Raw genomic sequence first — 26,522 nt, 5'->3', positions numbered from 1 at the left:
TGTATCTAAACTAGCGATTATAAAGGCAATCAAGATGGTAATAAAAAGAAGGTAATAGAAATTGATGTATTTTATTGTAACTATTTTTGAAAGCCAATTAGCCTCCATTTATGAAAAACTTCATCAAAAAGCAGAGAACCACTATCATCTATTTGATACATTTGATGAAGTAAGATTAGATATTATTATCCCCTTTTGAAATGCATGGACAAACGAAATATGGAAGGAGTGATCGTGTTGAATAAAGAACAAGCTTATACATTTTTAAAGCAAGTGTATCAAGATGTTATCTTAGATTTGAAGTTAGATAAAATATCAGATTATTTTAGTGACCAATATATACAGGTTACGGTTGGTACGGAGGTGAATATACAAGGGTTTCATACTCACATGGAGGTTTTAAAAAGTATAGTAGAAACACGGGCATTGTCACCTTTTTATGATTTTTTATTTGATGAAGAGAAGCAGAAAGCAACTCTAAGATATGAGATTCATGTAAAGAAGAAAAATGGAAATATTGGTGTCATAGAAATCATAGCGATTTTCGAATTGAAAAATGGGGGGATTTTACGTTCTAATGAACTAACTCGTTCCTTACCAAGTCTATGGACACGTTCCTATTTTGTTTCTACTGCTGGAAATGTATCGACTGAGACAATTAAACAGTATGTTGAAAATCAAAAGACGAGGGGGTGAAAATTGTGTCACAAACAATCACAGTCAAAGTTAAATTGCTTCCAACAAAAGAACAAATTCAGTTATTGGAACAAAGTAGCTATGAGTATATCAAAGTCATTAATACACTTGTATCTGAAATGGCTGAAGCGAATCTTCCAAGCGCAGTGAAGAACCAAGCAATTAAAGACGCTAAAAGTGTGTTTTCTACAAAGGTGAAAAAAAGTAAATACAAAGTTATTCCGATTCTAAAGAGACCTGTTTGTGTATGGAACAATCAAAACTATTCGTTTGACTTCACGCACATTTCAGTTCCACTCATGGTAAATGGAAAATCAACTCGCTTAAAGGTTCGTGCTTTATTAACTGATAAATATAATCGCAATTTTAATTTGTTAACACACAAGTTAGGTACACTTCGTATCACGAAGAAATCTAATAAGTGGATTGCTCAAATATCTGTCACAATTCCTACAAATGAAAAAACAGGAACGAAGATTTTAGGGGTAGATTTAGGTCTTAAAGTCCCTGCGGTAGCCATCACAGACGATGAGAAAGTTCGTTTCTTCGGCAATGGTAGACAAAACAAATATATGAAACGTAAGTTTCGTAGTGTTCGTAAGAAGTTAGGTGAAAATAAGAAATTAAATGCCATTCGACAACTTGATGATAAAGAACAAAGATGGATGCAAGACCAAGACCACAAAGTAAGTCGTGAAATCATTGACTTTGCAACCGATAATAACATTTCTGTTATTCGTTTAGAACAACTAATTAATATTAGACAGACGGCAAGAACAAGCCGTAAAAACGAGAAAAATCTACACACTTGGTCATTCTATCGTTTAGCACAATTCATTGAATACAAAGCGAATTTAGTTGGTATTAAGGTAGAATATGTGAACCCTGCTTATACAAGTCAAACATGTCCGAAATGTTCTGAAAAGAACAAAGCACCAGACAGAAAATACAAGTGCCGATGTGGATTTGAGAAACATCGTGATATTGTTGGGGCGATGAATATTCGCTACGCAACTGTGATTGATGGTAACAGTCAATCAGCCTAAGATGCTATAGGCACTGTCTTAGGAGGGGCAATGAGATGCCCTCATCTTGAAGTCTGTTCAAAACAGAAATGGACTGCGAACGTTTAGTCATTCAAGAATCCCACCCGTCAATCCGTAAGGATTAGGGCTTGCGACTTTAGTCGTGGGAGTCTCAAAACCTGATGATGAATTTAATACCATTGGAAAAATCAATATAAAAAAATAACATCTAAGTTTGCATGCATTATATGTTGCGAATCCAAAACCTAAGCTCAGGTTTTGGATTCATTTGGCTAGAATACGACTTATGTTCATCGTATTGAAACAAATTTACTTCCTTCCATACATACTAGCATGTATCTCAATAAGGACTGGCGGATGAGTAAAAATACCGCATACTAACATTGCAAGTTTTTTATTCACTTTTAAATACCATCCATATTCTTATAACATCGTTAGTACATCATTCATATAGTCCACGCTTTTTCAAATGCTCACGTAAACTACTGGCGCGACATTTTAACCGTTTTGCAATTTCCACATATCCCATTCCTGTATTCCGTAACTGAACCGTATCCTCACACAATTGATCCCATTTCCATTCTGCATTCTTTGCTTTCACATTTTCCTCACCAGACAAATGCTTTCCTAACTGGTATACTTCTTTCCCCCATTTACAATTTGCAATGCAATGTTGATAGGATCCGAATAGATATTCACATCCACGGCAATGCTGTTCTTGTATATTTATAATTTGAATTCTCGTTTCTTTTGCATTCATCTTCCATTCTCCCCTATTTTTCTTTTTCCTTATGATAACAAAAGAAACATATTTTGTTTATAAAATTGATTCCGGCATCTAAAATAGCTTGTTTTACAATTTCCGACACAAATAACTCATGGAGCATCTTATTCTTTTGTAACATGTATCCAAATTTTAATTGAGAAAATTCGGATTGTGTTTACAAGAGGAGAGACTCGATTTATTATATGTTCATATATAAAATTGGAATTTAAAGGAGGTTTGTTATGCAAGCGAAAATAGGAGAAACAATCGTATTTGAAAGAGATGGTATGGAGATTACTGGTATCGTGATTAAAAAGTATGAACGATCCATATTAATTGAAATTGTAACCCCTATGGGTGGCGACTTTCCATATGAGAGAACCGTTGTGAATCATCAAAAATATCGACTTTGTATAGACAAGACTAAATAACAGGGAGACTTTTTATATATAAAAATAAACGAGTTTCATTTTAAAAAATAATAATTCTCAATGGTATTGATTTTTCTTGTTTCATGATATGGAACTTGATTACGAACCGCTGTGTCTAATTAGGATGAATCGTGATACAAGATTTTAGAAATGTAAATTGGTAAGATCACTGAAGATAGAGCGATACAAAGGTAATCCCCCTTCGTTGATTCAGAGGATAATCAATCGAAATAAGGAGCATACAGTGTATATGAAGTTGTATTTCACCTACGAAAAACACCTATTATATTTAAAGGTATCTAAAACCTTTATAAACGGTTAGTAATCGATTTATTCGTTTTGCTATTCAACTTGATTTAAAACGTCTTACAATAGAATATCAGCGCCACAAATGAACTGACAGCGAGAACGTTTGGTTGTTATAACCAATTCATATGGATTATTGGTTGTAATGACAGGTTTTTTTTTGCAGGTACACACAATAAATTAGATGCATTGACTTGAGAAACGCCTACTGCCTATACAAAAGGAACCAAAACAATTCAGTCCATCTATCAACATGACCTATTTTTTCTCGTTTATTAAGTCCAATGCAATGAAACTGCAGCATCAAAAATGTGCAATGCAATATTCTTTTTTATTATATAAATTGTATGCTAACATTTTGTCTGTTTTTTGGACAAAATAGAAATGATATATTCTGAAGAATTTCTAGGTTTTAGCATGCTAATTCGCTATGATAATAATTGAAAAAAGTAAAGTAAGAGTTATTTTTTGCATTCTAGGAAAGAACCTGCATGATAGGGGGCTTTTTGTGTATGCGCGCGCAATAAAGGGGTTTATATATAATGCGGAGTAAAAAGAATGCACTTAAAGAATGGAAAGCGGATGTCCAAGTGATGCGAGAAGAAAGGCGCTTGGAAAAGAAAGTGAGAAAAAAGAATAAAAAATATAGTATTCCTGGTCATACGGCTGATTTTATGAATGGACGGAACACCTATTATAAAAATCATGGCGTATGGAAGCAACACAATAAATAATACAAAGAAAACAGCACCCCAACGTTGTATCTTTGCAAAATTAGAGATGTAATTTTGAACAATTTTGATCGTCTTTTCACTTTACAACAGAGTCTCCCAATATGATAAGACAGGCGCATAATGATAACATTGTACGCCTGCTGTTTGCTATATCTTAGCATGTATCACACAGTAAACCGTTTAAGGTCAATGAGTGGATTAAATCCGTTTGTTGGTTCATCTAAGCGTACGAAACCTGTTTTCAAGCTCCTAAATACTATTCTGATTCCATGTATTCAATTCAATTAATTCCCATTCATCGAATTGAAGTAATGCCATAAAAATATCATCATCTTTATATCCTTCTTCTAATAAGTAATGAATATCTTCTTTTCTTGGATGAATTCATTCAGTTCCAAATGCTACTTGATTTTGAAATTTATCTTTAATATATGCTTCTAAAGCAAAAGAATAAGAATGACGAATCACTAATAATTTCCGAAAGTTAGGTGCACTATAACTAACCGGATTCTTAAGTTGAGAAAACCTCTTTTCCATATTAGAAGTAACCCCTATTTTTAGCAGGTTAGTGTTACTATCACCACAAACATAAGAGTAATTATACCTCCTTTTAGATTCAATCCAATCTAAAAATTCTAAGGTTATAAACTGATTAAAACCTCTATGATGAAAAAACGTTTCCCTGGAAAAACACGTTGTACAATAATTCCTTTGAAATTACTCTTACCAGCATATGAGGATGAACATTTAACCCACACACTGGAGGAAATTGCGATGAATCAAGACCCAATGCTACAGAAGGCAATGAATAAATGGGAAGACATGAGCCAAAACAGTTCCTTTCGATTACAATATGAAGCCAGAGAAAAGGTTTTATTTGATGAACAAGCTAAATTAGCACATGCTCGTGAGGAAGGGAAACTAGCTGAGCGCGCACAATTAATTCATGGTATGCATAAAAATGGAATGCCTGTAGAGGATATTGCAAAATTCACAGGGTTACGAGTAGAAGATATACAAAAACTTTTACAACCATGAACATAACAAACATAATTCAAAATAGCACCTTTAGTAGGTGCTGTTTTTTATGTCATATAAATATGTTTGATACACAGGTAAGTAAAAGATGGGGTTCAGCCGAGATACGTGTAAAAATGGGTCATAGCCTGGAATTCGTTTCCATAACAAGACCTTTTGCTGTCTTTATAGGTATATAATGAAATTTTCAACAAGGTCTATATAAAAAACAAACGATTCTTTCAACAAGCTGTCGAGGAAGAATCGTTTGTTTTTTTATAGTGAGTATCTACATTCCTACACAATTTTTGTAGGTTTAATTAGGTTCAATGCCAAATATAATTAATGTTTAATTTTCTAGATATCTGTATAGCGTGGATTTGCTAATTCCTGTTTCATCTTTTATTTGAGCAAGACTATAATCTCCACTTTGATACATAACAATCGCACGTTTTACATTTTCATCAGGTTTTCTTGGTCGTCCTGGAGTGATTCCTTTCTGTTTTGCTTCGTATAAGCCTTTTTTTGTTTTTTCACTTATCACGTCACTTTGAAAATTAACAAGATGATTTAAAATCAAGCTGAATTGATATCCAGCTTGATTGCTTGTGTCGATTCCCTCAGTAAGAGATTGAAAGTAAGCACCTTTCATATCAATTTTTTCTATTAACTCCACCAGATGGCGTGTTGAATCAGCCAATGTAAAAAGTTTTGTAACGACTATTTTATCACCTGGGTTCAGGTTACTTATCATACTTTTAAGATGTGTTCTTTTTTTTGCTGATGAATGTTCCTCTGAAATGATTTTTGTGCACTTTACTTTTTCTAAGTTTTTTAGTTGTCCCTCGCATTTCAGATCATCTTGATATGGTCTCATATATCCGATTAACATACATGCTCTCCTAACAGTTAAGATGTTTCTTTTATCATACCATAACTTGGCGTCGAAAAATCAGTATCAAAAAGGTTCCTTTTTGGGACGATAAGTGTTAGACTGTTTTTATTAAATCGTGAACGCGGCTTTTATGAGACTTAAAAGCCACAAAATAAATGATATGAGGTGTATAAAACAGTGGTAGAAAAATTAAAAACAGAATGGTTTTCTAATGTTAGAGCAGATATCCTCGCGGGGATTGTAGTTGCACTAGCATTAATTCCAGAGGCAATTGCATTTTCCATTATTGCGGGTGTAGATCCAATGGTAGGATTATATGCATCTTTTTGTATTGCAGTTATTATTGCCTTTGTAGGTGGTCGTCCTGGAATGATTTCAGCGGTAACAGGTGCGATGGCATTGCTTATGGTTCCTTTAGTTAAAGAACATGGGCTGAATTATTTATTAGCAGCCACAATTTTGACTGGTGTTATACAAATTATTTTTGGGATATTTAAAGTAGCACGATTAATGAAATTTATTCCACGTGCTGTCATGATTGGTTTTGTTAATGTGTTAGCAATTTTAATTTTTATGGCTCAAGTACCACACTTTATTGGCATTTCCAATCTAACTTATCAATGAAATATTTGCTTTAACAGCATAAAGAACGATTCCGATAGGAATCCCCATTGCTCTTTGGAATATATCCCTTATTTGCACCAGAACCTTTTTTGGGAAAGAATTCCTTTCGGTTATAAAATTTTTAAGCTGAGATACATTCTAGAAAAACAAAACTTCGTAATCGTCTCATTGAGCAAGATTACCGCTAAGCTAAATCGATGTTTGACTTACTTCATGTATCATTAATGGGATTGAAACAACGCATGCTGTATACAAAAAAGAGAATCCGCATTCCTGAATTCTCTTTCTCAACGGACAAAAGACCGATTATTCAGATTTCTTTATTTTTTTTGCTAACCTTTGAAAATCGCTGGTATCTTTAAGCTTCGAACTTACTTTAAGCATAATTACTTTTTCCATATCTGCCATAACATCATTTACATTACCGCTTAGAACAAATTTTATACTGTGTCCATCTTTATTATATCTAAATTTAAAAAATGTTGGCAGTGCAGACACTTCATTTAATATCCTTTTTGATACACCTGGTATTACATCCAATAGTAGACTAAATCTATCTGCGGTAACAACGTCCAAACTATTATTCCAAGTATTATCAGCCATATCTATAAGAGTTTTAGGTATACTAATATTAGTCTGTGCCATCCCCATTAGTGTACTACCATTTATTCGTGGATTCATTTCTAAAACATAAATAGCATTTAAATGTGAATCCCATACTACTTCTAACTCTGCACATCCGCATAACTTTAACTTTCGTGCAATTTTTAATGCTATGTTTCTTATGAGCTCTTGAATATTTTCTTCATCGTAAGGTGTATAGGTCAAACGCTCTGTAGGATGATCCCCATTTATACTTGTAACTCCTTTATAAATTAATGGCATGCAAATGTAATGATTGTTATTACCTATAATCTCCATAGCTAGTTCAATACCATTTATAAATTTTTCAACTACAATCTTTTCACCAAAATCATTTCTTCCATTTACAAAGGTACATAAATCATCGTAATTATTTAATAACGTATTTCCTTTTCCTCCAGCGAACCTACTTCTTTTAGTGATTACTGGAAATCCGAGTGAATCTACTAGTGTTTCGAGTTCATGCTTATTTTTCACCACTCCACCTTGAGAAGTAGGAATCTCATTTTGAAAAAAGAATTTTTTAGCTTCTTCTTTATAAGCAAGAGTTTTTATTAGCTCTAAAGGATTTGCAATCACAGTAATACCTTTATTTTCAAGTTCTTTTTTAATCAAGGCATCTCTCTCAAGCGTTCTTTCTGTTGAAAAACAAACTACGGCATCAACATGAAGTACTTGAGCAATTTCTATAAAAGGATGAGGATCTAAAAAAATTTGAGAGTTATTTTTATTTCTCTCATTGTATGTATTTAAAGCGTAGACCTCATGTCCCTTATTAATAGCATGTTGATAAGCTATATCAAGCAAGTGTGCATTCCGTCTTGCGAAAAGTATTAAAATTTTCATTCAACTTCCTCCAGGATTTTTTGAAAGTATAAAATGCCGAATATTCACTTGAATAATGTATTTATAATTCTCCATTTTTAATTTTTGAACAGTGTTGTTTACTCTTTAAAACTTTGAAGTAGGAAATGAACGTCACTACTATCTTTAAGTCTTGTACTTACTTTAAGTGATTTTACTTTTTCTATATCTGCTATAACATTGCTTATTTTACCATTTAAAATAAACTTTACACATAGCCCGTCTTTACTTCTCACTCTATTTTGAAAAACTTTGCAATAGAACTGGTTTTCCTTAGCTTGATGGCGAGGTTGCCGTACGCTATTATCTAAAGGTCAAATCTTAGCTTTACTAATAATTCTGGCTAATGTTTTTCCATATTTTATTGAAGGTATTTCAATGAAATAATAAGATATTGTAGATACTATCAAGCTTATTATGAATACAAGGGTGAGTATTACTGCTATTGGCATTACACTATAAAACATCTTAATGCAAGCTGCTAAAACAATAAAATGGAATAAATAAAGGCTATAGGAAATTTTCCCTATAAAATTTAGGCCTTTATTTAATAGAAACTTCGAGAATATTCCATTTGATAATGCAGATATGATTATTATTAAACATCCCATAGAGTTCAAAATATTTACTACAAAATGTAGGTTAGCATTCGCTGACATACCAGGAGGATGTAGAGAATATAATAAAATTCCTAATAAAAGGCATAGTATTTTCTTATTTCTACTAAAGAGATTATATTTTCTAATGAAAGACTCTCTGTTTTTAGCTAGTAAAGCACCTAACACAAACATGATACAATAGCCCAAAGTATCTCCATAACCACCTAAATTAAATCCTAAAATAGATATAGGTAAAAAGATTAGCATATTAATTTTAAAAGTATAACGTATAATAAAGAACATAATTAATGGAAATATAATAGAAATTCTCATTTCGTGTATTAAAGACCAAATTACGTTATTATAAACATCGGAATCAAAATTACCTATTAAGAATATATGTCCAATTAATCCCTTCCAATCTAATGATGTCACCCAACTGTGTTCATTATACCAATTACTTAAAGTATCAATATGTCCACTTGGTAATACAAAGCTTAATGTTATTGCTGTAGCAATTGAGACATAATAAGGTATATATATTCTAAACGTTCTTTTGACTAGATAAGGCATATATTCCACTTTTGTTTTTCTCAGGAATTGTAATGCTAGAACGAAACCACTTAATACAAAAAATAAATTCACTGCTTCGGATCCACCAATGAACACCGAACGAATAGGTGAATATTTCAATATAAATATCAATTTGTCGCTCTGAAAAGAGGTATGTGACTGGATTCTTGGAAATACTAACAATAAATGGGTAATGACAACCAGAAGTGCAGCCACCCCTCTAAGTGAGTCCAATTCTTTATAATACCGATGCATGTATGAACAACTCCAAATAATATATAATTCGAGTAATGTCGCAAAGTTTCTTACAATGTAAATATCCACAGCTAAAGGACTGGGTTTTGGGGGTTCTTCGATCGCTTACACTCGCTCGAAAATCTTTATTTTTTGAACTTTTGCAATAGATTTTGAAAATCACTAGTATCTTTAAGCCCCGAACTTACTTTAAGTGATTTTACTTTTTCTATATCTGCTATGACACTCCTTGTATTGCCATTTAAAATAACCTTTACACATAGCCCGTCTTTAGTATGTCTACTACACTCAAAAAATGTCGGAAGAGCGTATATTTCATCTAATACACTTTGGGGAATCCCTGAAATTAAATCTATTTCGATACTTATTTTACCTGTAGTAACAGGTAAGCTGCTGTTCCAAGTATTATCAGCTATATCAATAAGAACCTTGGGTATACTAATATTTGTATATGCCATCGTTAAAAGGGTAGTACCACTTGTCCGTGGACTCACATCTAAAACATAAATAGCATTCGAATGCGGTTCATATACTACCTTTAACTCAGCACATCCGCATAAATTTAGTTCTTTTGCAATTTTTAATGCTATTTGTTTTATGATTTCTTGCATTATTTCTCCAGCATAAGGTGCATAGCATAAACGATTTATAGGCCTTTCAGTAGTAAGTCCTTTATAAATTAATGGCATACACATATAATGGCCATTATTGCCTACAATCTCCATAGCTAATTCAATACCACTAACAAATTTTTCAATTAAAATCTCTTCGCCAAAACACTCTTTTCCATGTATAAAAATGTTTAAATCATCGTAGTTTTTTAATATTGTATTTCCGTTCCCACCTGTGAACCCACTTCTCTTAATAATTAGTGGAAATCCAAGACGATTTACTAGTGTCTGGAGCTCATGCTTGTCTTGAAATCCTCCACCTTGCAAAGTGGGAATGCCATTTTTAAAAAAAAATTTTTTAGCTTGTTCTTTATAAGATAGTATTTGTATAGCTTCTAAAGGGTTTGCGATCACAGGAATACTTTTATCTTCAAGTTCCTTTTTTATGAATGCGTCTCTTTCAAGGGTTCTTTCTGTTGAAAGACAAACAACAGCATCAACATTAAGTGCTTGAGCGACAGCTATGAAAGGATTGGGATCTGAAAAAATTTTAGAATTATTTCTACCACAGTAGGATTCATTCTCATTTTCCTTGTATGCATTTACAAGAAATACCTCGTGTCCTTTATCAAGAGCGTGTTGATAAGCCAGATCAGCATGTAAGATATATGTGCTACGTTTTGTAGTACCACGTTTGGTATTTCGTTTTGCAATAAGCATTAAAAGCCTCATCTAACTTCCTCCAAAATTTAAAATTCTATATAACTTATTTTATATTTTCTTTCAGGAATGTCAGTGTCTCCTCAAGATTATGTTCTGCCTGTTTTACATTGGAAATACTTTGTAAATAGTCTACAACTCGTAACAGATAATATGGCAATATGGATTTAGCTAATATTAGACTGTCTATTTGCCCGATTTGTTTTTCATGATCCAGCAAAATCCCCCCCCAAATTGATGGGCTAATGATAATCTTTGCTCCAACATTAGATATTGTTTTTGATGTGGATAAGATGTGAGTAGCTTCTTCTTTCCTTTCTGAGATTTTTTGAGGGCACAAAGGTATTTCAGGCGGAAATAGTGATGATGGATAACTAGGGTTTATCAATGTTTGAAAAATACTGTTATTTTTTTTATGTTCAAATAGGATTCTCGATGTTTCATAATAACTACTAGCAACCTCAACGAACATAGCATTCATTTTTTCAAAGCTAGGATTATGCTCTTTTTTGTCGAGATTAACTTCCTCAATTTGAAATTTATTATATAAAGCCTGCAGGGTTAAAAATACATCGATACCATATCCATAACAATATTTATGCCAATTTGCAGAATTAACCAAAAATTTTATGAATTTTATAGAAAAACCAAAATCACCAGCAATTGGTTGTCTTGGACAATTTCCGTTCGTATGATAGAAGGTTAGTGGATAAACAAAGTGATTGGTTGTATTTCCTTCTTGAAAATTTCTAGAATAATTAGGCACAATAAAATCAGCACTGTTCCTAATTGATGCAATAAATTTTCTAAGCCAGGTTTCTGAAAATGAAGTAATATCTCCATCAATTAATATGCAACCATCACAGGTGTCAAGATTATTTACAGCATCAAATATTGCCTTTATGTTATGGCCTTTTCCAATTTCATGCGTAATGATGGAAATCTTTTCATTTATTGTTTTTGTTGCTGAAAAAATTGTAGCTGTTTGATCTGAACTATTATTGTCCGCATTAATAATTATTATCTCTAATCCCATTTTTATTGCCGCACTATCGATAAGTTGCGTCAGTTTAGATATAGTTTTAGCTTCATTATAGGTTGGAATGCCAATAGCTATCATAAAATCTCTCCTTTAAACCAGTCCACCAATGATTGGCTACTCGGACCAGAAATTTCTGTTATCCCCGCACCAATCATAGCTCTTACAATATTATCCCGTACTAACGAAGCGTTATCATAATTTATACTGGGTAATGATCCGAGATAATTACCTTGGTCATCTTGAAAAGGTGTTGCTTGACCCGATATATGTCTACCCACTTTTTCATGCAATATCAAACTTCTCTGGACTCCTTCCCACGGACACGCTGAAAAGTAATTTTGATAAGAGTTCATTCTAACATGTAGAACCTTATCTACTTTGGACTGTTTCGAATGAGTTTCTATTCCATAATCAGAGGGTAAAATTCTAGTCTTATTATTCCATGAATTTGATGAGTTAGAAGGTAATCTAGCAGATAGCTTTTCCATATAACTATCTGCCTTTACTGCTGTTTCTCTCACATCAAACCAACGACTCCCCTCAGTCGTAAAAAGTTCACCATTTTCATTACATCCAACACGCACCAAGTCATTTCCAATAAGACTTAACCCCAATTCTTCACATAATCGAAAAGATAAAGTAGTTTTACCAGAACCTTTTTCTCCTAAAATTAAATAGGATGTATCTTTTTCTTTTGAATAGACTGCAGCAGCATGAATTAATAAATTATTGGTATACGGTGCTTGTAGACATTCAAACATGTAATCTGAAAGAAAATGTAATGCTTGACCACCACTAAAACAATTTAAGGGACCTTTTACTGATAAACAACGATTAGCAGCATTATAAGTAACATGAGGAATTTCATCTGTAATGTAATGAATTAATCCGGATATTTTTGGTATTTCTAGCTTATTATAGCTAGAAATACCAAATTTTTTTTGAGCGCTTAAAATGTTATTAAATATAGTATGTTCTGTAGATGAAAATTGAATTTCAACACAATCGTTAATAATACTGTATACCATGAAGCCGCTCCTTTACTGAAAATCAGTATTTATCTTTCCCATAATTTTTTTCGTCGATTACATTAGTTCGTGGAAGGAAAGGTTGTTCATGTATAATTCGCAGAGTTGTTTCACTACCAATGCTAAGAGAATCTTTTACAATATCCTGCACGATTTCCTCACTAACTTTTTGAGCAGTAGAAACTATGATTTTCGACGGTGCGTATAACTTGTCTCCAATATTAGCACGAAGAATAACCTGACACGGTGATTTTGTAACAGTGTATATTTGTTTTGCAATTACATCAGCTTGATATCCAAGAACTTTCCCAACAAAGTATGTGGAATTCTTACCATGCGGAGCCTCCATTGTATTAGGACGGAAACTCGAAATAATACCGTGGGTTTTATTCCCACGACCAACAGCACCTTCTTCACCAAAATCTGTACAAGAACCAGCAGTAACAAGATACGGTCTTGGATTACGACCGAGTGTCTGCGTATTTATAATTAAATTAATATTTTCGTTTGGATATTTAGATTGTATATAATTCGTTAGATTATTTCTCAACTTATGTTCACGCTCAAAATATTGATCCGCTGTTGTAGTCATAGTCGTAATTTGTGGAACGGTTACTGTAGCTACACTAGCATCTCCATCTCTAACTACCATAACCTTTATATCACCACCAAATTCTTTAAAACGAGGATAGGGTAATCCTTGATCGTTATTTTGATAAAAATACCCTTCTATATCAAGCGCCAGCTGTTCTGATTTTGTAAGTGGCCAGTAGCTAATCATTGTGGCTGTATCATTTGCAGTTGGACCTTCATCGCTGTATTCCGGCAAATCATTTTTATCTCTAGGGCTAAACCAGTATGGACGTGTACTGTGCGAACTAGTTATAGATTGAAACACAATTATGGATTCGGACTCTACATCTAAGTGTGGTAAAACTCTAGATAAATAAGCTTTTGCTGCTTTAATTTGTATTTCTCCCATTGGAATTGTTTCACTTCCGAAATTTTTACTTCCTCGCCCCATAAAAATGACTTTTATTGGATCAGAGAAATTTTCACCACCATATTTTTGTATACACTGTCCTCCTAGAATCATGACCTTATCAAAATTATGGTGAGGGATATACCCAAATTTCTCTAGACAATACTTACAATATTCAATTTCGGCAGCCTCAGCAATGCCATCTGTCAAAGTATCAGGATGGCCTAACCCTTTTCTTTCTACTACTTCATATTGTAATTGGTCTGGGGTAATTAAATTGTTATTAACTGTTATGGACATGATTATCCTCCTTTGTAATTGTAACTATTTTTGCGTTATTAAATAGTGACATAATTTGCTGTGACTGCTTTATGGCATATTTCAATTTACACCCTTCAGCAATATTTCCTTTAATTATGTCTGAGATATGCTCTTTGAGCATATCATCACGAATCAATATTGATTCCGTACCAAAATTCAACTCTGTAACCAAGCGCTTCTGTGAAGGGTGAGGATCTAAAGTTACTCTGTATTCAAACTTTTTCCCTTTTATAAATACATGCCTATCTATAGTTAAATTATGAAAAATTTTATTACTAGAAGAAATTTTAAAATCTCCCAAAAAACTATTTATACTTACGGTAGCACCACTGTCACTAACATATTCAATATGGACCCCTTGATTACTTTTATTATTAGAATCAACATACAAAACGTTTTTCATCAGTTTTCTGTCATTAATCGATTGATCTAAAATTTCTAAAATTGCTAACATATGAGGAACTTCGATGCCATAAGAACCAATATCATGGTCAAAAAATCTCCCGTGTTTGTTGTCAACTGTACGATTCTTTGACATGGTAATCTGAAGAGATATTATTGAATCATTTTTGATTTTTTCTCTCAAAAGTTTTATCATCTTTGATTTGTAATACTGTTCATTTACGACGATTTTTTCATAAAGAGAATCATCATTATCTAGCAACTGGTACAATTTATTTTTTTCCTGGATATTGCTAATCAAAGGTTTCTCAATTACTACACGCTCAAACTTGCTCCCCATCAAGATTAAGTGCCATAAAACATCAATATGGGTGCCAGAGGGTGTACAAATATCAATAAAATTATATGTTGTATGAAACGGAGGTTCATCAATACTAAATCCATCCGTCTGAGCACTCTCAATTTGTTTTTTAGTGATATCGGATATCGAAACGTTTGCCCCGCATTGTCGCCAGATTTTCGCTTTAATTTTTCCAATTTTTCCATATCCAATTATTAACACATTAGGTGCTAGTTGATGATGCATGGTTACTTGCTCCCTCTTTTAATTTTTGAAAAGTTTCAACAATAAGGTGATCGAAATAATTTACAGTTTTATGCCAAACCTCATCCTATTTGCATAGTATGCCATGAAACTAATCATCTTCGACATCGAATCCATTGATTGTTTATGGATAGTATAGACCTATTTTGGTGCTGTATACCTATTTTTTAAACTCAAACCAATATTTAAAAACCTTGATTACTTATATTAAAAATATTATTTAAGGACTAACGTTTATCATTTATTGGTATACTACACCTAAACCCTTGTTTATTTTAATAAAATAGGAGTGAGGAATATGGACATAAAATGTTCTGCACTAATTGGTAATCCAGTAGATCATTCTGTTTCGGATATTATGTTCAATGCGTTAATTTATAGTTCTGGATGTCATTATAATTATCGCCACGACAAAATTGATGTAGAACCCGACGAGTTGGAGGACACATTAACAATGTTGTCCCAGAATAAATATGTCGGACTGAATGTCACACTTCCATACAAACGAGCAATAATAAAATATATTGATCAATTAGATGCAACTGCTGCAAGCATCGGTGCAGTAAATACAATCAAGATAAATAATAATGGTCTAGTCGGTTTTAACACAGACTGGTTTGGCTTATATAAACCGCTGCTAATTCATTCGAAAAAGAATGAACCCGTCATTTGTATTTTTGGAACTGGTGGTGCAAGTAGAGCTGCAATTTATGCATCAAGAAAAATTAGTAATAATGTGTACGTGATATATAGAAACTCTCCAAATGTCAGTGATTCAACCCACGATTTACTTCAGAGACAAAAGGACCTAGGAATTACTCTACTACCGTATTGTAATGTAAAAGACATAGTTAATAAGTCTGATATCATTATCAACACAACATCAACTGGTATGAAGGGAAATATAGAAAAGACGCCGTTCAATATGGAGATTTTAGGGAATATACATCTGCAGCAAAAACTATTTATTGATGCAGTTTTTAATCCAGTAGAAACGCCCCTAGGAAAATTTTTCGCTGGTAGTGGAGCAAAAAATATCGATGGCTTATGGATGATGATTTATCAGGGGATATTAGCATTGTCTATTTGGCTTGAAAGAGATATTCATATAAAAAACGAAGATTTAAAAAAAATTCATAAATTGTTAATGGAGGCCATTTCATGAAAGCTAAACTGACCATCAATCTCGATGAGATTTCGAACAACTTAGAGACATCTTTTTCCTTCTTAAAAGAAATGGATTTACATACATGTGAATTGCGCATGATTGATGGAAAAAATATTTCTTTAATGGATCGGAAAGAAATTGTTGATTTTTCTAATAGATTAAAATCTGAAAAAATTACGCCCATTGCAATAGCAAGCCCTATTTTCAAGTGGCATGTCAACGATTTACAAGAAACAATCGTACATGATAATTTTGGTATAAATCCAAACCTATCCCTTATAGAAAAAGAGCGATTGGTGGATTGCGTACTAGAATATGCTGACATGTTATACATTAATAAAATTAGGATTTTTTCTTATTTAGGAAAAATGGAAAATCCATTTGATATTCTTTTGAAAGACAAAATATTTAAAAAAATAATTAAAAATAAACATACATTCTTATTAGAAAATGAACCTGTATGCACAGTTTCTGCTAAAAAACAGCTAGAAAATTTCGCTGACTTGATTACCAATAATCGTTTTACCAATATTAAAATATGGTTGGATATTGCAAATTTAATCCAAATTGGTGAAAATATCGATGAATCGTTTATAGCAAAAATTGCACCACATGTTGAGTATATACATATTAAAGACTTTATTTGCAATAAAGGTTCTATTCAATATGTCCCTGTTGGAACGGGCGATATTAATTATACGCAAATTCTCTCTCTCCTAAATAAACACATTCCAGACAGTCAAGATATTACTATAAGTATTGAAACCCACGCCAGAATTGAAAAAGAAAAATATAGTTATTCAAAGAAATCGATTATTGCATTGCGCGAGATATTAAAGGAGGTAACTCATGCAAATTAATATCGAAGCAATTCCAAACATCCCAAGAATTAATAAAGGTGATAATATTGGTGAAATTATTACTCTGTCAGCCGTAAAATCGAATTTTAAAATATACAATGGTGACATACTTTGTGTAGCATCAAAAGCGATTTCAACAGCAGAGGGGCGAGACATAGCTCTAAGTAACGTAAAACCAAGTGAACTAGCTAATGAAATCCATCAAAAGATTCCAAGAAAAGATCCTAGAATCATTCAAAAAATGATTGACGAAACTGGTGACCCCACTGGAAATAAGTTAGACATAAATATAGAAAATCAATATATTGGTGCCTGGTTACCAAACGGAATGCGTTTAACAAGTGCCGGAATAGACAAAATCGATTCTAATCATGTCATGCTTTTACCAGAGAACCCTGATTTGAGTGCTAAAAAAATTAGTGAAATAGTGCAACAAAAGCTAAATGTTAGAGTTGGAGTAATAATCACTGATAGTGATGGGCGTATTGAAAAATTAGGATCTACTCAGATTGCAATAGGACTATATGGTATACCAGCTTTAAGAGTTAGCGAGTCAGTCGATCCTGCCACCGGTAAAATAAAGAAATCGGAAGAAACTTTTTGTGATCTCCTTGCTGCCACTGCTGCGCTAATCATGGGACAAAGGGGTACAAATAAGCCTATAGTTAGAATTAGCGGTATAGATTATATATTTAATGAAAGTAGTCGAATAACTGACTCACTAGGCATGGTACCAAAAGAACATGAAAATAGCGCTGATATTAAGGAGCCTAAACCAAGATCTACAGAATAAAAAATGGAAAAGAATCTAAATTTTGATTTTATTAAATACAAGTAAATTTTGTTATTTTTCCACGATTAATAATGCGAAACATTTCCTTGTATTACTAAATAGTGATTGAGGTGGTTATAGATTGAAAATTGCTATTTTTGGTACAGGTTATATTGGCTTAGTTACCGGGGCATGTTTATCCGATATTGGGCATACGATAACTTGTATTGATATTGATATGAAAAAAATAAAACAAATGCGAGAAGGCATTTCACCTATTTACGAACCTGGACTAGATCAATTAATGGTTAAAAATATGAAAGCAGGTAGATTATTCTTTACAACTGACTATCATACTGCTGTAAATGACGTAGATTTGATTTATATTGCTGTCGGTACCCCATCCAAGGATAATGGGGCAGCCGATTTACAATACGTCAACCAAGTGGCTGTACAAATTGCTGAGAGTATAAAAAAAGATATGATTATAGTAATAAAAAGTACAGTCCCCGTAGGAACAAATGATTATATTAAAAACGTAATTTTAAATCATTTAAAAGCCACTGTAAAAATTCATATGGTTTCAAATCCAGAATTTTTACGTGAAGGTTCAGCAATCTATGATAGTTTTCATGGTGATCGTATTATAATAGGTACCGATAGTAAAAAGGCCGCAATTACACTTCAAAAAGTGAATGAAAAATTTCAGATTCCAATTTTTCAAACTACTATTAAAAGTGCTGAATTAATTAAATACGCTTCTAATGCTTTTTTAGCAACAAAAATTAGTTTTATAAATGAAATTTCTAATATTTGCGACCGTGTTAATGCCAATATTGATGACGTAGCATATGGAATGGGACTGGATAAACGGATTGGTTCACAGTTTTTAAGAGCAGGAATTGGATATGGAGGGTCATGTTTTCCAAAGGATACACATGCATTGGTACAAATTGCGGGTAGTGTAAACCATGAATTCAAACTACTAAAATCAGTTATTCAAGTAAACAATAAACAACGTTCCTTATTAATTCGGAAGGCAAAAAAGAAGTTGGGCAACTTAGGAGGTAAGACTGTAGCGATTTTAGGATTAGCATTTAAGCCTAATACAGATGATATGCGTGAAGCGGCTTCTATAGTTATAGCCCAAGAACTAGTATCTATGGGGGCAGTAGTTAGAGCGTATGATCCAATTGCAACAAATAATGCAAAAAAATTTCTTCCCCCCGAAGTAGAATACATGAGTAGCATAGATAAAACTATACAGGATGCTGAGATAGCCTTTATTATTACTGAATGGGATGAAATTAAAAATTATCCTTTAAGTAATTATATACGGTTAATGAAAGAAGCTAATATTTTTGATGGCCGTAATTGCTACGAATTAAATGAAGTAAAAAAATTCAAATTATACTATTCCTCCATTGGTAGACCGGAAGTTAAAACACACAATATAGAAATTTGATTATTTATTCCAAGTGGCCCTTACGGGTTACTTGGAATAAATAACATACACATAAAGGAGATCATGTGATGCAACGAATCATGGTAATGGGAATTTCAGCAGGTGTAGGCAAGTCAACATTCGCAAGATCATTAGGGAAAATCCTAAATATTAATGTGTATCATTTAGACGCCCTATATTGGAAACCTAATTGGGTAGCCGCTTCATTTGAGGATTTTTCACAATCGCATCAAGAAATTGTGAACCAAAATCAATGGATTATTGAAGGAAACTATAATAATACTGTGAAAGTTCGTGCAGAAAACGCTGATACTATTATTTATTTAGAACTACCACTGTATGTTTGTTTATATCGTGTTATTAAAAGATGGATAACGAACATTGGGAAAACAAGGCCCGATATGGCTGAAGGGTGTAAGGAAAAAATAGATTGGAACTTTATTAAGTTTATATACACAACTTATTATCCTCGAAAACGAAAAATGTTTGAACGACTTCAGTTTTTGCAAGCACTAGGTTCTAAAAAGAATATTATTATTTTGAAAAGTCAACGTGATATTAATTCTTGTTTAAAAACTATCCAGCACCAAGTAAAAAATAATACAAAATTTTAATTTTTTTATCACAAAAATATTGAAATATAAGCAACAGGCGAGAACATACTGATAGTCTGCTAGTTCAAGAAACTATATGGGCTGTAGTAAATGTGGTTGTGAACTGTAATTTTGTACGTCAGGGACAGTAGAAAGGGACTGCATCTTCGGTAGTAAGGAACCTCACTCATTAGTCTAGCTGTTGCTTTCAAAAAGAAATTTCAAAATGATATACATTAAAAATACGATTTCTTCTAATAGAAAAAATCGTATTTTTAATGTGCTTATCAAATTCCAAACTGTTTTTTATATAATTGGAAATAAAGACCTTTTTTCTCCATAAGAGATATATGATCTCCTCTTTCAAAGACCCGTCCATTCTTAATGACCAGTATTTGATCTGCTTTTTCAATTGTTTTCAGTCGATGAGCAATAACAAAACTTGTTCGCCCTCTCATTAAATTATTTAACCCAGCTTGTATCTGTAATTCAGTCCTTGTATCAATATTTGAGGTCGCTTCATCAAGAATTAAAATGTCTGCATTAACTAAAATTGCTCGTGCAATAGCTATAAGCTGTTTTTGTCCCTGGCTTAGGTTTGTGCCTTCTGAAGCAATTTTCGTTTCATATTGATCAGACAAATGCTTTATAAAGTCATGTGCAGAAGCTGCTTGTGCAGCGGCCACTACCTCTTCATTACTTGCATTTAAACGTCCGTACCTAATATTTTCCATGATAGTCCCAGCAAATAAATAAGTATCTTGTAAAACAACGCCTATTTTACTACGTAAAGAATTAATATCATAATCCTTTATATTTCTACCATCAATTCGAATATGTCCTTTTTGAATATCATAAAACCTTGTTAACAAATTAATAATTGTTGTTTTACCAGATCCAGTTGGGCCGACCAATGCAATTGTTTGTCCTGAAGTTGCTTGCAAATTTATATCTTTTAAAATTTCTTTTTCATTCTTGTATCCAAAAGTAACATGGTCAAACGTAACATTTCCTTGTAACTTTCGAGTAATAATAGCGTCTGTTTTATTCTGAATTTCTGGCGTCTCATCCATAATCTCAAAAATACGTTCTCCGCCAGCCGCCGCTGCTTGGATGGTGTTCATAAGTGTAGCCAATTGTCTAAGTGGCCTTGAAAATTGACGAGAATAGTTGATAAATGCGACAATAATACCAACTGTTGTTATACCATTTAAGACCATAATCGCGCCTACTCCAATAACAATCCCGATTCCTAAATTATTTATAAAGTTCATAACTGGATAAATAAATGCTGAAAATGTATCTGATTTTGTAGCGGATATTCTAAGTCGTTCATTAATTTTATTGAAGTTATTCAGAATTTCTTTTTGTTTTCCATACAATGTGATAACATCAGCTCCTGCAAGGGATTCTTCAATAAAACCGTTCATATCTCCTAAATCTTTTTGACGCTTTCGGAAATTCGTACTACTGTAGGTCACCAATCTTTTAGTAATGAAAAACATAATAGGTACTGGAATTACAGTTATAATCGCTAAAATCCAATCTATTGAGAACATTGTAATGGTTACCCCTACTACTGTTAACACAGATGAAATAATTTGCACTACACTTTGCGTTAAAGCTTGTTCTAGATTATCAATGTCATTTGTAATACGACTCATTAAATCCCCATTAGAATGCATATCGAAAAAACGAAGAGATAGCTGGTGTATTTTCCTGAAAAGATCTTGTCGTATTTTTCGAATCGTCTTCAATGCAATATTAACCATGATAAATGTCTGTAACCACGTTAAAAATGTTGTTATACCAAATATCAAAATCAGCAACCAGCACATCTGTACGGTTCCATTTAGATCTTTTGACATGATATATTTATCTACGATGATCCCCATATAATATGGACTAAGTAAACTGAGTAATGTTGTGAGGAATACAAGAAATATAACGCATATAAGAGATGTTTTTTGATAACCGAGGTAGTTCCATATTCGGAAGACAGTCCTTAATTTTTTTACCTGTGTATTATTACGTTTGTCTTTCTTTTTAAATAACTTTTGAAATTTACTCATGATGTATCCCACCTCTTTGTTGCAAGTGTCCTCCTTGAGAGATATAAATTTCCTGATAAACTTTACAAGTTTCTAATAAAGTATCATGTGTTCCATTTCCCACCAATTCTCCATTATCTAAGACCAGAATCTTATCAGCATCTAAAATCGAAGATATTTTAGATGCAATCAAGAATATCGTCGTACCTTGATGTTCTTTTCTTAATGATTTTTGTATCATAGCTTCTGCGTTCGCATCCACTGCTGATGTAGAAGAATCTAATATAAGAATAGGGGGTTTCCTTACAAGCGCTCTTGCAATAGACAGACGTTGTTTTTGCCCACCAGATAGATTTGTGGCACCTTGTGCCAATTTAAATTGATATTTATTTTCAAACGTATTAATAAATTCTCTAGCACAAGAAGAAGTAGTAGCCATTTCTAATTCATCATAATTCGCATCTTCTTTACCATAATGTAAATTTTCTTCGATACTTCCTGAAAAGAGAAGGGATTTTTGTGGCACAAATCCAATTGAAGCGCGAAGTTTATGCAAATCATACTTTTTTATATTTACCCCATCTATACATATCTCACCTTGATCCACATCATAAAGACGCGGTAATAATTTAGTCAATGTGGATTTCCCGCTTCCTGTAGCTCCAATAACCCCAATTATTTCACCTTTACGCACGTTAAATGATACATTTTTTAATACATATTCATTGTTCTTCGTATAGCTATAACTAACTTGTTTGAATTCAATATTTCCATTTACTTGTTCTGGATTATACGGATTGATATTATTTATAATATCAGCTTCAGTATGTAATATTTGTTGTACACGATCAGCAGATGTGATGGCGCGAACAAGTAAAGTGAATACGATACTAATGGATATTAGTGACGTTAAAATAATATTTAAATAGTTAATAAAGGCCAAAATAGCTCCTACTTGAATCGTATTAGTAAATACTTTCTCCCCGCCAATCCATAATGCTGCTACAATACCACCATTTACAATCATTAATATCATTGGCATCATCAAGGAAATGATTTGTACGGCACGAATATTAATTTTGGTTAAATTTTCATTAACGTTCTCAAACTGGGAAATTTCATATTTTTGTCGTGCATATGCTTTTATCACACGTATACCAGACAAATTTTCCTGTAACTTGGTATTTACTTTATCTAACGCTTCTTGTGTACGTCTAAATGAACGACTTGCTTGAGTTGAAATAAGGACAATTATCAGTAATAAAATCGGCATCACGACCATTAGAATCTGAAATAAACCTCTTGCAGTTATAAAGACAAGAATGATGCTCCCTATACATAACAAAGGTCCTCGTACAAGTACCCGTAATGTCATCTTCATCGCAGATTGAATAGTTGTAATGTCATTTGTCACGATTGTTAATAATTTTCCTATTCCAAATGAATCGCGGTTTTTACTAGAGAATGTTTCAATTTTTTCAAACACATCTTTTCTGATGTCTGTAGCAAAATTAACTGCGGTTTTTGTAGAATACACCATACATCCAAGTCCGCTAACTAATCCAATTGCTGCAGCAGCTACCACAAGAAGTCCCATTTTTATTACGTAATGAAAATCTTTATTAGCAATTCCAATATCGATAATACGTTGCATAATTGTTGGTTGAATTAAATCCATTGAAACTTCAAGTATCATCATTAAAGGTCCTATAATAGCCATGAACATATATGGTTTTACATAATGTAACAAATTGTACAATGGTCTCATATTTCTTCCCTTTCCATCGATATAAACTGTATATAAAGATGTTAAATTATGTATCCTTTTATTTTGCGAATTTTTTTGTGAAATTCAATTCCATTAAATAGAATAGTAAGTAAATCGGAATTAACTGATCTCTCATGAAGTACTTACCTTATGATGCCTATATCTCTGCTTGAACTATATAACTTATGAAAAATCCTCCCCTACAAAGAGTAATTAGCTTGCAGAGGGAGTGTGGTTTATTGCATTTTTATGTTAGAATAGGTTCTGCGACATTTGTATTTTTCATAAAACATTCATACGTGTAGTAGTTGAACTACTCACGACTTAACATCCTTGCAGACGGTTTGAAATAGGAGATTCTTAAGTACAACAGCACAGCCTAAAGGTTTCTAATTCAATAAGGCTACCTCTGTAGTTCTTACAGTTAAGTGATGCACTGCTTCCCTCTACGACTGAGCGTTGCGTTCCAATCTCTATCGTGATGTATACCACAAAACGAACAATTCTACTCACCAATGGTTAGATTTTGTAGTCACCATTGAAACATAGTGGGTTGGAAGCAAATATTTTAGATACCAAAACTACTTGTTCGCCGTATTACTTTTGCGTAGCAAAACATGGTATACTTTATTCCTACTCTTCCAAAAGACTCTAAAACGACTGTTCTCTGAAAACAGAATACATATGAGGTTGGAATAACCAATTCTTCTGCTGTGTAAAATGTATGAAGTCGTCAAGAACCAGACGTTAAACCATTGGGGAACCAACAACCTGTGCGTTATGGTCACAGTACCGTAGCCCACGAACCTATAAGGTCTTTCGTGGAAGTGGTTGGTGATGCCACACCGCAATCTTGCACGTCTGCTATATCAGAAATGGACTTCGCCTTTGGTAGTAATAACCCCACTGACGTTAGTCAGCTTACCTCTTTAGTGGGTTTATCAAAGATTGTTTATGCCAGTTAGAAGAACCTCTCGTTCTTCTAGAAAGGATATTATGTGTTCATACTTATGCGATTAAAAAATCCTTCATGCTAAATTAGAACATTACTTGTTAACTTTAAATACACGTAATGCATTGTGACGAACTTTACTCTTATCCGCATCAGACTTCTTAGAATCATACTGATACAAAGCGTATTCCCAATCTCCATACATTGGATTTGGGAATATAATAAACTTGTCACCGAAAGAATCCTTCATTTCTTCTACAGTTTGATTTCTATCTTGTACAGATTTATTATCAAATCCCATAAAATCAGATAGATTATCTCCAAAGAACAATATGATATCATGTTGCATAGCTATTTGTTTTTGGCGTCCTTCTTTCCCTTTTTCATTTTTATCTTTACGCAATAAAACATGTTCTTTATCTGCTTGTGGAATACCTAAGTGTCTTAAATTTTGTAGAGTAGGATCTAATTGATCTTGTTTTCGATTCGAAATATAATAAATTGCCACACCTTTATCATTTGCATACTTCAAAAATGAAACCGCTCCGGGTAAAGCTTCTGCTTTGGCTTGTTGAAACCATTCCTTTATTTTATAAGGAGAACTTTTTCCTTCTGCTATAGTCATGGCTTGATACGGACTATTATCTATTACAGTTTCATCTAAATCTAAAACAATGGCAGGCTTTTTCTCAGTACCTTTGGCAAGTGCCACGTCTAATTTCATCTTTCCTATATTATATCCTTGATGATAGAGTGCCTTTGCTTCCCCAGCTGTTTGATACCAAACATTTGCTGTAAGTTGTTCTTCGGTTAATGGAACCTTTGTGGCGTTGGGTTCTTGAGCCACCTGACAACCTAGCAATGAGAAAGAAGATATGATGGATACTAAACTCATTTTAATAAATTGACTCATGCTTCTGTAAGCCTCCTAAACGTATGGTTATTTGATAAAAAATTGGTTTTATGAACCTATTTTTTATTAACATGCTCTTTGATTTTGTTTTTATTACAAAAATAGATTTCTTTACGAAGGTTCTAGTGCAAAAAAAGCGAAAGAATTTGAAAAGGGGGACACACATGTCCATCAACTTAAAAAATTTACTACCCCCAAATGCAAAAAAACGTTATTTTTTCTTAATAATCACTGAGAAGGGGTGACGTTTTTTTTATAAATCTCTCGATTCAAGAGGAGTTCCAACGGTTCCGTTGCAAAGTTTTTGGAGCTAGACTGTAGAAAAATGAGATGAGGAGCATAACATATGGGATATTTTAAAGGAAAACAATTCGAGAGAGACATTATCTTGGTAGCCGTCGGCTACTATTGTCGTTTTTCTTTAAGCTATCGTGACGTATCTGAACTTTTGAGAGAGCGTGGTGTTTCAGTTCATCCTACAACTATTATGCGTTGGGTCCATGAATATGGAAATATCATTTATCAAATTTGGAAGAAGAAAAATAAATCAGCACACTCCGTATGGCATTTAGATGAAACCTATATCAAAGTCAAGGGAAAGTGGCGTTATCTTTATCGTGCGATTGATAAGGAGGGCCACACATTGGATATTCAACTTCGCAAAAAGCGAGATCATCAAGCAGCCTATATGTTTATGAAAAGGTTAGTGAAAGCTTTTGGAGAACCAACGGTTCTCACAACAGACAAGGCTCCTGCTTTACTTTGTGCGTTTAAAAAACTAAAACATAATGGCTTTTATCTGCATACGAAACATTGTACTGT

The 26,522-nt window shown here is 33.1% G+C and carries 24 protein-coding genes and 2 pseudogenes; 12 read left to right on the top strand and 14 right to left on the bottom strand.

Features of this window, described 5'->3' with window-relative positions:
• Window positions 1–237: 237 nt before the first annotated feature.
• Window positions 238–696 (top strand): transposase, encoded by a 459-nt coding sequence (locus tag ACQRBL_RS28555; protein ID WP_001031356.1) that lies wholly within the window; start codon window positions 238–240, stop codon window positions 694–696.
• Between the two features lie 5 nt (window positions 697–701).
• A complete protein-coding gene (locus tag ACQRBL_RS28550; protein WP_411996436.1) occupies window positions 702–1,742 on the top strand; it encodes an RNA-guided endonuclease InsQ/TnpB family protein in 1,041 nt (346 codons plus the stop codon).
• A gap of 442 nt (window positions 1,743–2,184) precedes the next feature.
• Here the strand turns inward: ACQRBL_RS28550 and ACQRBL_RS28545 are convergent, their stop codons facing one another.
• On the bottom strand, window positions 2,185–2,502 hold the full coding sequence (locus ACQRBL_RS28545; protein WP_000991919.1) for a hypothetical protein: 318 nt from the start codon (window positions 2,500–2,502) through the stop codon (window positions 2,185–2,187).
• 248 nt (window positions 2,503–2,750) lie between these two features.
• Here ACQRBL_RS28545 and ACQRBL_RS28540 point away from each other — a divergent pair, with 248 nt between their 5' ends.
• Window positions 2,751–2,939: a DUF2187 family protein gene (locus ACQRBL_RS28540; protein ID WP_411996437.1), complete on the top strand. Its 189-nt coding sequence runs from the start codon at window positions 2,751–2,753 to the stop codon at window positions 2,937–2,939.
• Between the two features lie 848 nt (window positions 2,940–3,787).
• A complete protein-coding gene (locus ACQRBL_RS28535; RefSeq protein WP_001256731.1) occupies window positions 3,788–3,979 on the top strand; it encodes a hypothetical protein in 192 nt (63 codons plus the stop codon).
• A gap of 384 nt (window positions 3,980–4,363) precedes the next feature.
• On the opposite strand, the gene ACQRBL_RS28530 is transcribed toward ACQRBL_RS28535, so the two are convergent.
• Window positions 4,364–4,600 carry a GIY-YIG nuclease family protein gene (locus ACQRBL_RS28530; RefSeq protein WP_427736099.1) on the bottom strand — a complete coding sequence of 79 codons (237 nt, stop codon included), beginning with the start codon at window positions 4,598–4,600 and terminating at the stop codon, window positions 4,364–4,366.
• Window positions 4,601–4,693: 93 nt separating this feature from the next.
• Between ACQRBL_RS28530 and ACQRBL_RS28525 the strand changes: the two are divergent.
• Window positions 4,694–5,017, top strand: a pseudogene (locus ACQRBL_RS28525) (Rpn family recombination-promoting nuclease/putative transposase); the annotation flags it as partial.
• A 328-nt stretch (window positions 5,018–5,345) separates the two neighbouring features.
• On the opposite strand, the gene ACQRBL_RS28520 reads toward ACQRBL_RS28525, so the two are convergent.
• Entirely contained in the window at window positions 5,346–5,888 is a 543-nt protein-coding gene (locus ACQRBL_RS28520; protein ID WP_016097421.1) for a recombinase family protein, read from the bottom strand.
• A gap of 180 nt (window positions 5,889–6,068) precedes the next feature.
• Between ACQRBL_RS28520 and ACQRBL_RS28515 the strand changes: the two are divergent.
• A pseudogene (locus tag ACQRBL_RS28515) lies at window positions 6,069–6,497 on the top strand (SulP family inorganic anion transporter); the annotation flags it as partial.
• A 324-nt stretch (window positions 6,498–6,821) separates the two neighbouring features.
• On the opposite strand, the gene ACQRBL_RS28510 reads toward ACQRBL_RS28515, so the two are convergent.
• The 7 genes from ACQRBL_RS28510 to ACQRBL_RS28480 all read right to left on the bottom strand — a co-directional run bounded on the left by ACQRBL_RS28510 (window position 6,822) and on the right by ACQRBL_RS28480 (window position 15,140).
• The gene (locus ACQRBL_RS28510; protein WP_411996438.1) at window positions 6,822–8,003 is read right to left on the bottom strand and encodes an ATP-grasp domain-containing protein; all 1,182 of its coding nucleotides are present in this window, start codon (window positions 8,001–8,003) and stop codon (window positions 6,822–6,824) included.
• Window positions 8,004–8,335: 332 nt separating this feature from the next.
• A complete protein-coding gene (locus ACQRBL_RS28505; protein WP_411996439.1) occupies window positions 8,336–9,448 on the bottom strand; it encodes an acyltransferase family protein in 1,113 nt (370 codons plus the stop codon).
• Between the two features lie 125 nt (window positions 9,449–9,573).
• Window positions 9,574–10,791: an ATP-grasp domain-containing protein gene (locus ACQRBL_RS28500; RefSeq protein ID WP_411996440.1), complete on the bottom strand. Its 1,218-nt coding sequence runs from the start codon at window positions 10,789–10,791 to the stop codon at window positions 9,574–9,576.
• 34 nt (window positions 10,792–10,825) lie between these two features.
• Window positions 10,826–11,899, bottom strand: a complete 1,074-nt coding sequence (locus ACQRBL_RS28495; protein ID WP_411996441.1) for a glycosyltransferase family 2 protein — start codon at window positions 11,897–11,899, stop codon at window positions 10,826–10,828.
• Window positions 11,896–12,849, bottom strand: a complete 954-nt coding sequence (locus tag ACQRBL_RS28490; RefSeq protein ID WP_197230834.1) for a hypothetical protein — start codon at window positions 12,847–12,849, stop codon at window positions 11,896–11,898. Before ACQRBL_RS28490 ends, ACQRBL_RS28495 begins: the two co-directional genes overlap by 4 nt.
• A 22-nt stretch (window positions 12,850–12,871) precedes the next feature.
• Window positions 12,872–14,131: a methionine adenosyltransferase gene (locus ACQRBL_RS28485; RefSeq protein WP_197230835.1), complete on the bottom strand. Its 1,260-nt coding sequence runs from the start codon at window positions 14,129–14,131 to the stop codon at window positions 12,872–12,874.
• Window positions 14,115–15,140: a Gfo/Idh/MocA family oxidoreductase gene (locus ACQRBL_RS28480; RefSeq protein ID WP_411996442.1), complete on the bottom strand. Its 1,026-nt coding sequence runs from the start codon at window positions 15,138–15,140 to the stop codon at window positions 14,115–14,117. The genes ACQRBL_RS28485 and ACQRBL_RS28480 overlap by 17 nt, the downstream gene beginning before the upstream one ends.
• 316 nt (window positions 15,141–15,456) lie before the next feature.
• Between ACQRBL_RS28480 and ACQRBL_RS28475 the strand changes: the two genes are divergently transcribed.
• From ACQRBL_RS28475 to ACQRBL_RS28455, 5 genes are all read left to right on the top strand, one after another.
• Window positions 15,457–16,323 (top strand): shikimate dehydrogenase, encoded by an 867-nt coding sequence (locus ACQRBL_RS28475; RefSeq protein WP_197230837.1) that lies wholly within the window; start codon window positions 15,457–15,459, stop codon window positions 16,321–16,323.
• Complete coding sequence (locus ACQRBL_RS28470; RefSeq protein WP_023524096.1) at window positions 16,320–17,186, top strand: sugar phosphate isomerase/epimerase family protein; 867 nt, start codon at window positions 16,320–16,322, stop codon at window positions 17,184–17,186. The genes ACQRBL_RS28475 and ACQRBL_RS28470 overlap by 4 nt, the downstream gene beginning before the upstream one ends.
• Complete coding sequence (locus tag ACQRBL_RS28465; RefSeq protein WP_411996443.1) at window positions 17,176–17,979, top strand: coenzyme F420-0:L-glutamate ligase; 804 nt, start codon at window positions 17,176–17,178, stop codon at window positions 17,977–17,979. Before ACQRBL_RS28470 ends, ACQRBL_RS28465 begins: the two co-directional genes overlap by 11 nt.
• A 121-nt stretch (window positions 17,980–18,100) precedes the next feature.
• Window positions 18,101–19,423: a UDP-glucose dehydrogenase family protein gene (locus ACQRBL_RS28460; RefSeq protein WP_411996444.1), complete on the top strand. Its 1,323-nt coding sequence runs from the start codon at window positions 18,101–18,103 to the stop codon at window positions 19,421–19,423.
• Window positions 19,424–19,491: 68 nt separating this feature from the next.
• Window positions 19,492–20,037 (top strand): topology modulation protein, encoded by a 546-nt coding sequence (locus ACQRBL_RS28455; protein WP_023524099.1) that lies wholly within the window; start codon window positions 19,492–19,494, stop codon window positions 20,035–20,037.
• 266 nt (window positions 20,038–20,303) lie between these two features.
• On the opposite strand, the gene ACQRBL_RS28450 is transcribed toward ACQRBL_RS28455, so the two are convergent.
• The 4 genes from ACQRBL_RS28450 to ACQRBL_RS28435 all read right to left on the bottom strand — a co-directional run bounded on the left by ACQRBL_RS28450 (window position 20,304) and on the right by ACQRBL_RS28435 (window position 25,700).
• Window positions 20,304–22,088 carry an ABC transporter ATP-binding protein gene (locus ACQRBL_RS28450; protein WP_411996445.1) on the bottom strand — a complete coding sequence of 595 codons (1,785 nt, stop codon included), beginning with the start codon at window positions 22,086–22,088 and terminating at the stop codon, window positions 20,304–20,306.
• Entirely contained in the window at window positions 22,081–23,835 is a 1,755-nt protein-coding gene (locus ACQRBL_RS28445; RefSeq protein WP_411996446.1) for an ABC transporter ATP-binding protein, read from the bottom strand. The genes ACQRBL_RS28450 and ACQRBL_RS28445 overlap by 8 nt, the downstream gene beginning before the upstream one ends.
• A gap of 784 nt (window positions 23,836–24,619) precedes the next feature.
• A complete protein-coding gene (locus tag ACQRBL_RS28440; RefSeq protein ID WP_257206455.1) occupies window positions 24,620–24,742 on the bottom strand; it encodes a hypothetical protein in 123 nt (40 codons plus the stop codon).
• A 139-nt stretch (window positions 24,743–24,881) separates the two neighbouring features.
• Window positions 24,882–25,700 carry a 5'-nucleotidase, lipoprotein e(P4) family gene (locus ACQRBL_RS28435; protein ID WP_197230841.1) on the bottom strand — a complete coding sequence of 273 codons (819 nt, stop codon included), beginning with the start codon at window positions 25,698–25,700 and terminating at the stop codon, window positions 24,882–24,884.
• 346 nt (window positions 25,701–26,046) lie between these two features.
• Here ACQRBL_RS28435 and ACQRBL_RS28430 point away from each other — a divergent pair.
• A partial coding sequence (locus ACQRBL_RS28430; protein ID WP_427736086.1) for an IS6 family transposase occupies window positions 26,047–26,522 on the top strand: 476 nt, incomplete at its 3' end.

It is taken from the genome of Bacillus sp. AF62, assembly GCF_050312695.1.
Lineage (GTDB): Bacteria > Bacillota > Bacilli > Bacillales > Bacillaceae_G > Bacillus_A > Bacillus_A cereus.
Note: the sequence above shows the minus strand (reverse complement) of the source record. Positions and strands in the feature narration are given on the sequence as shown.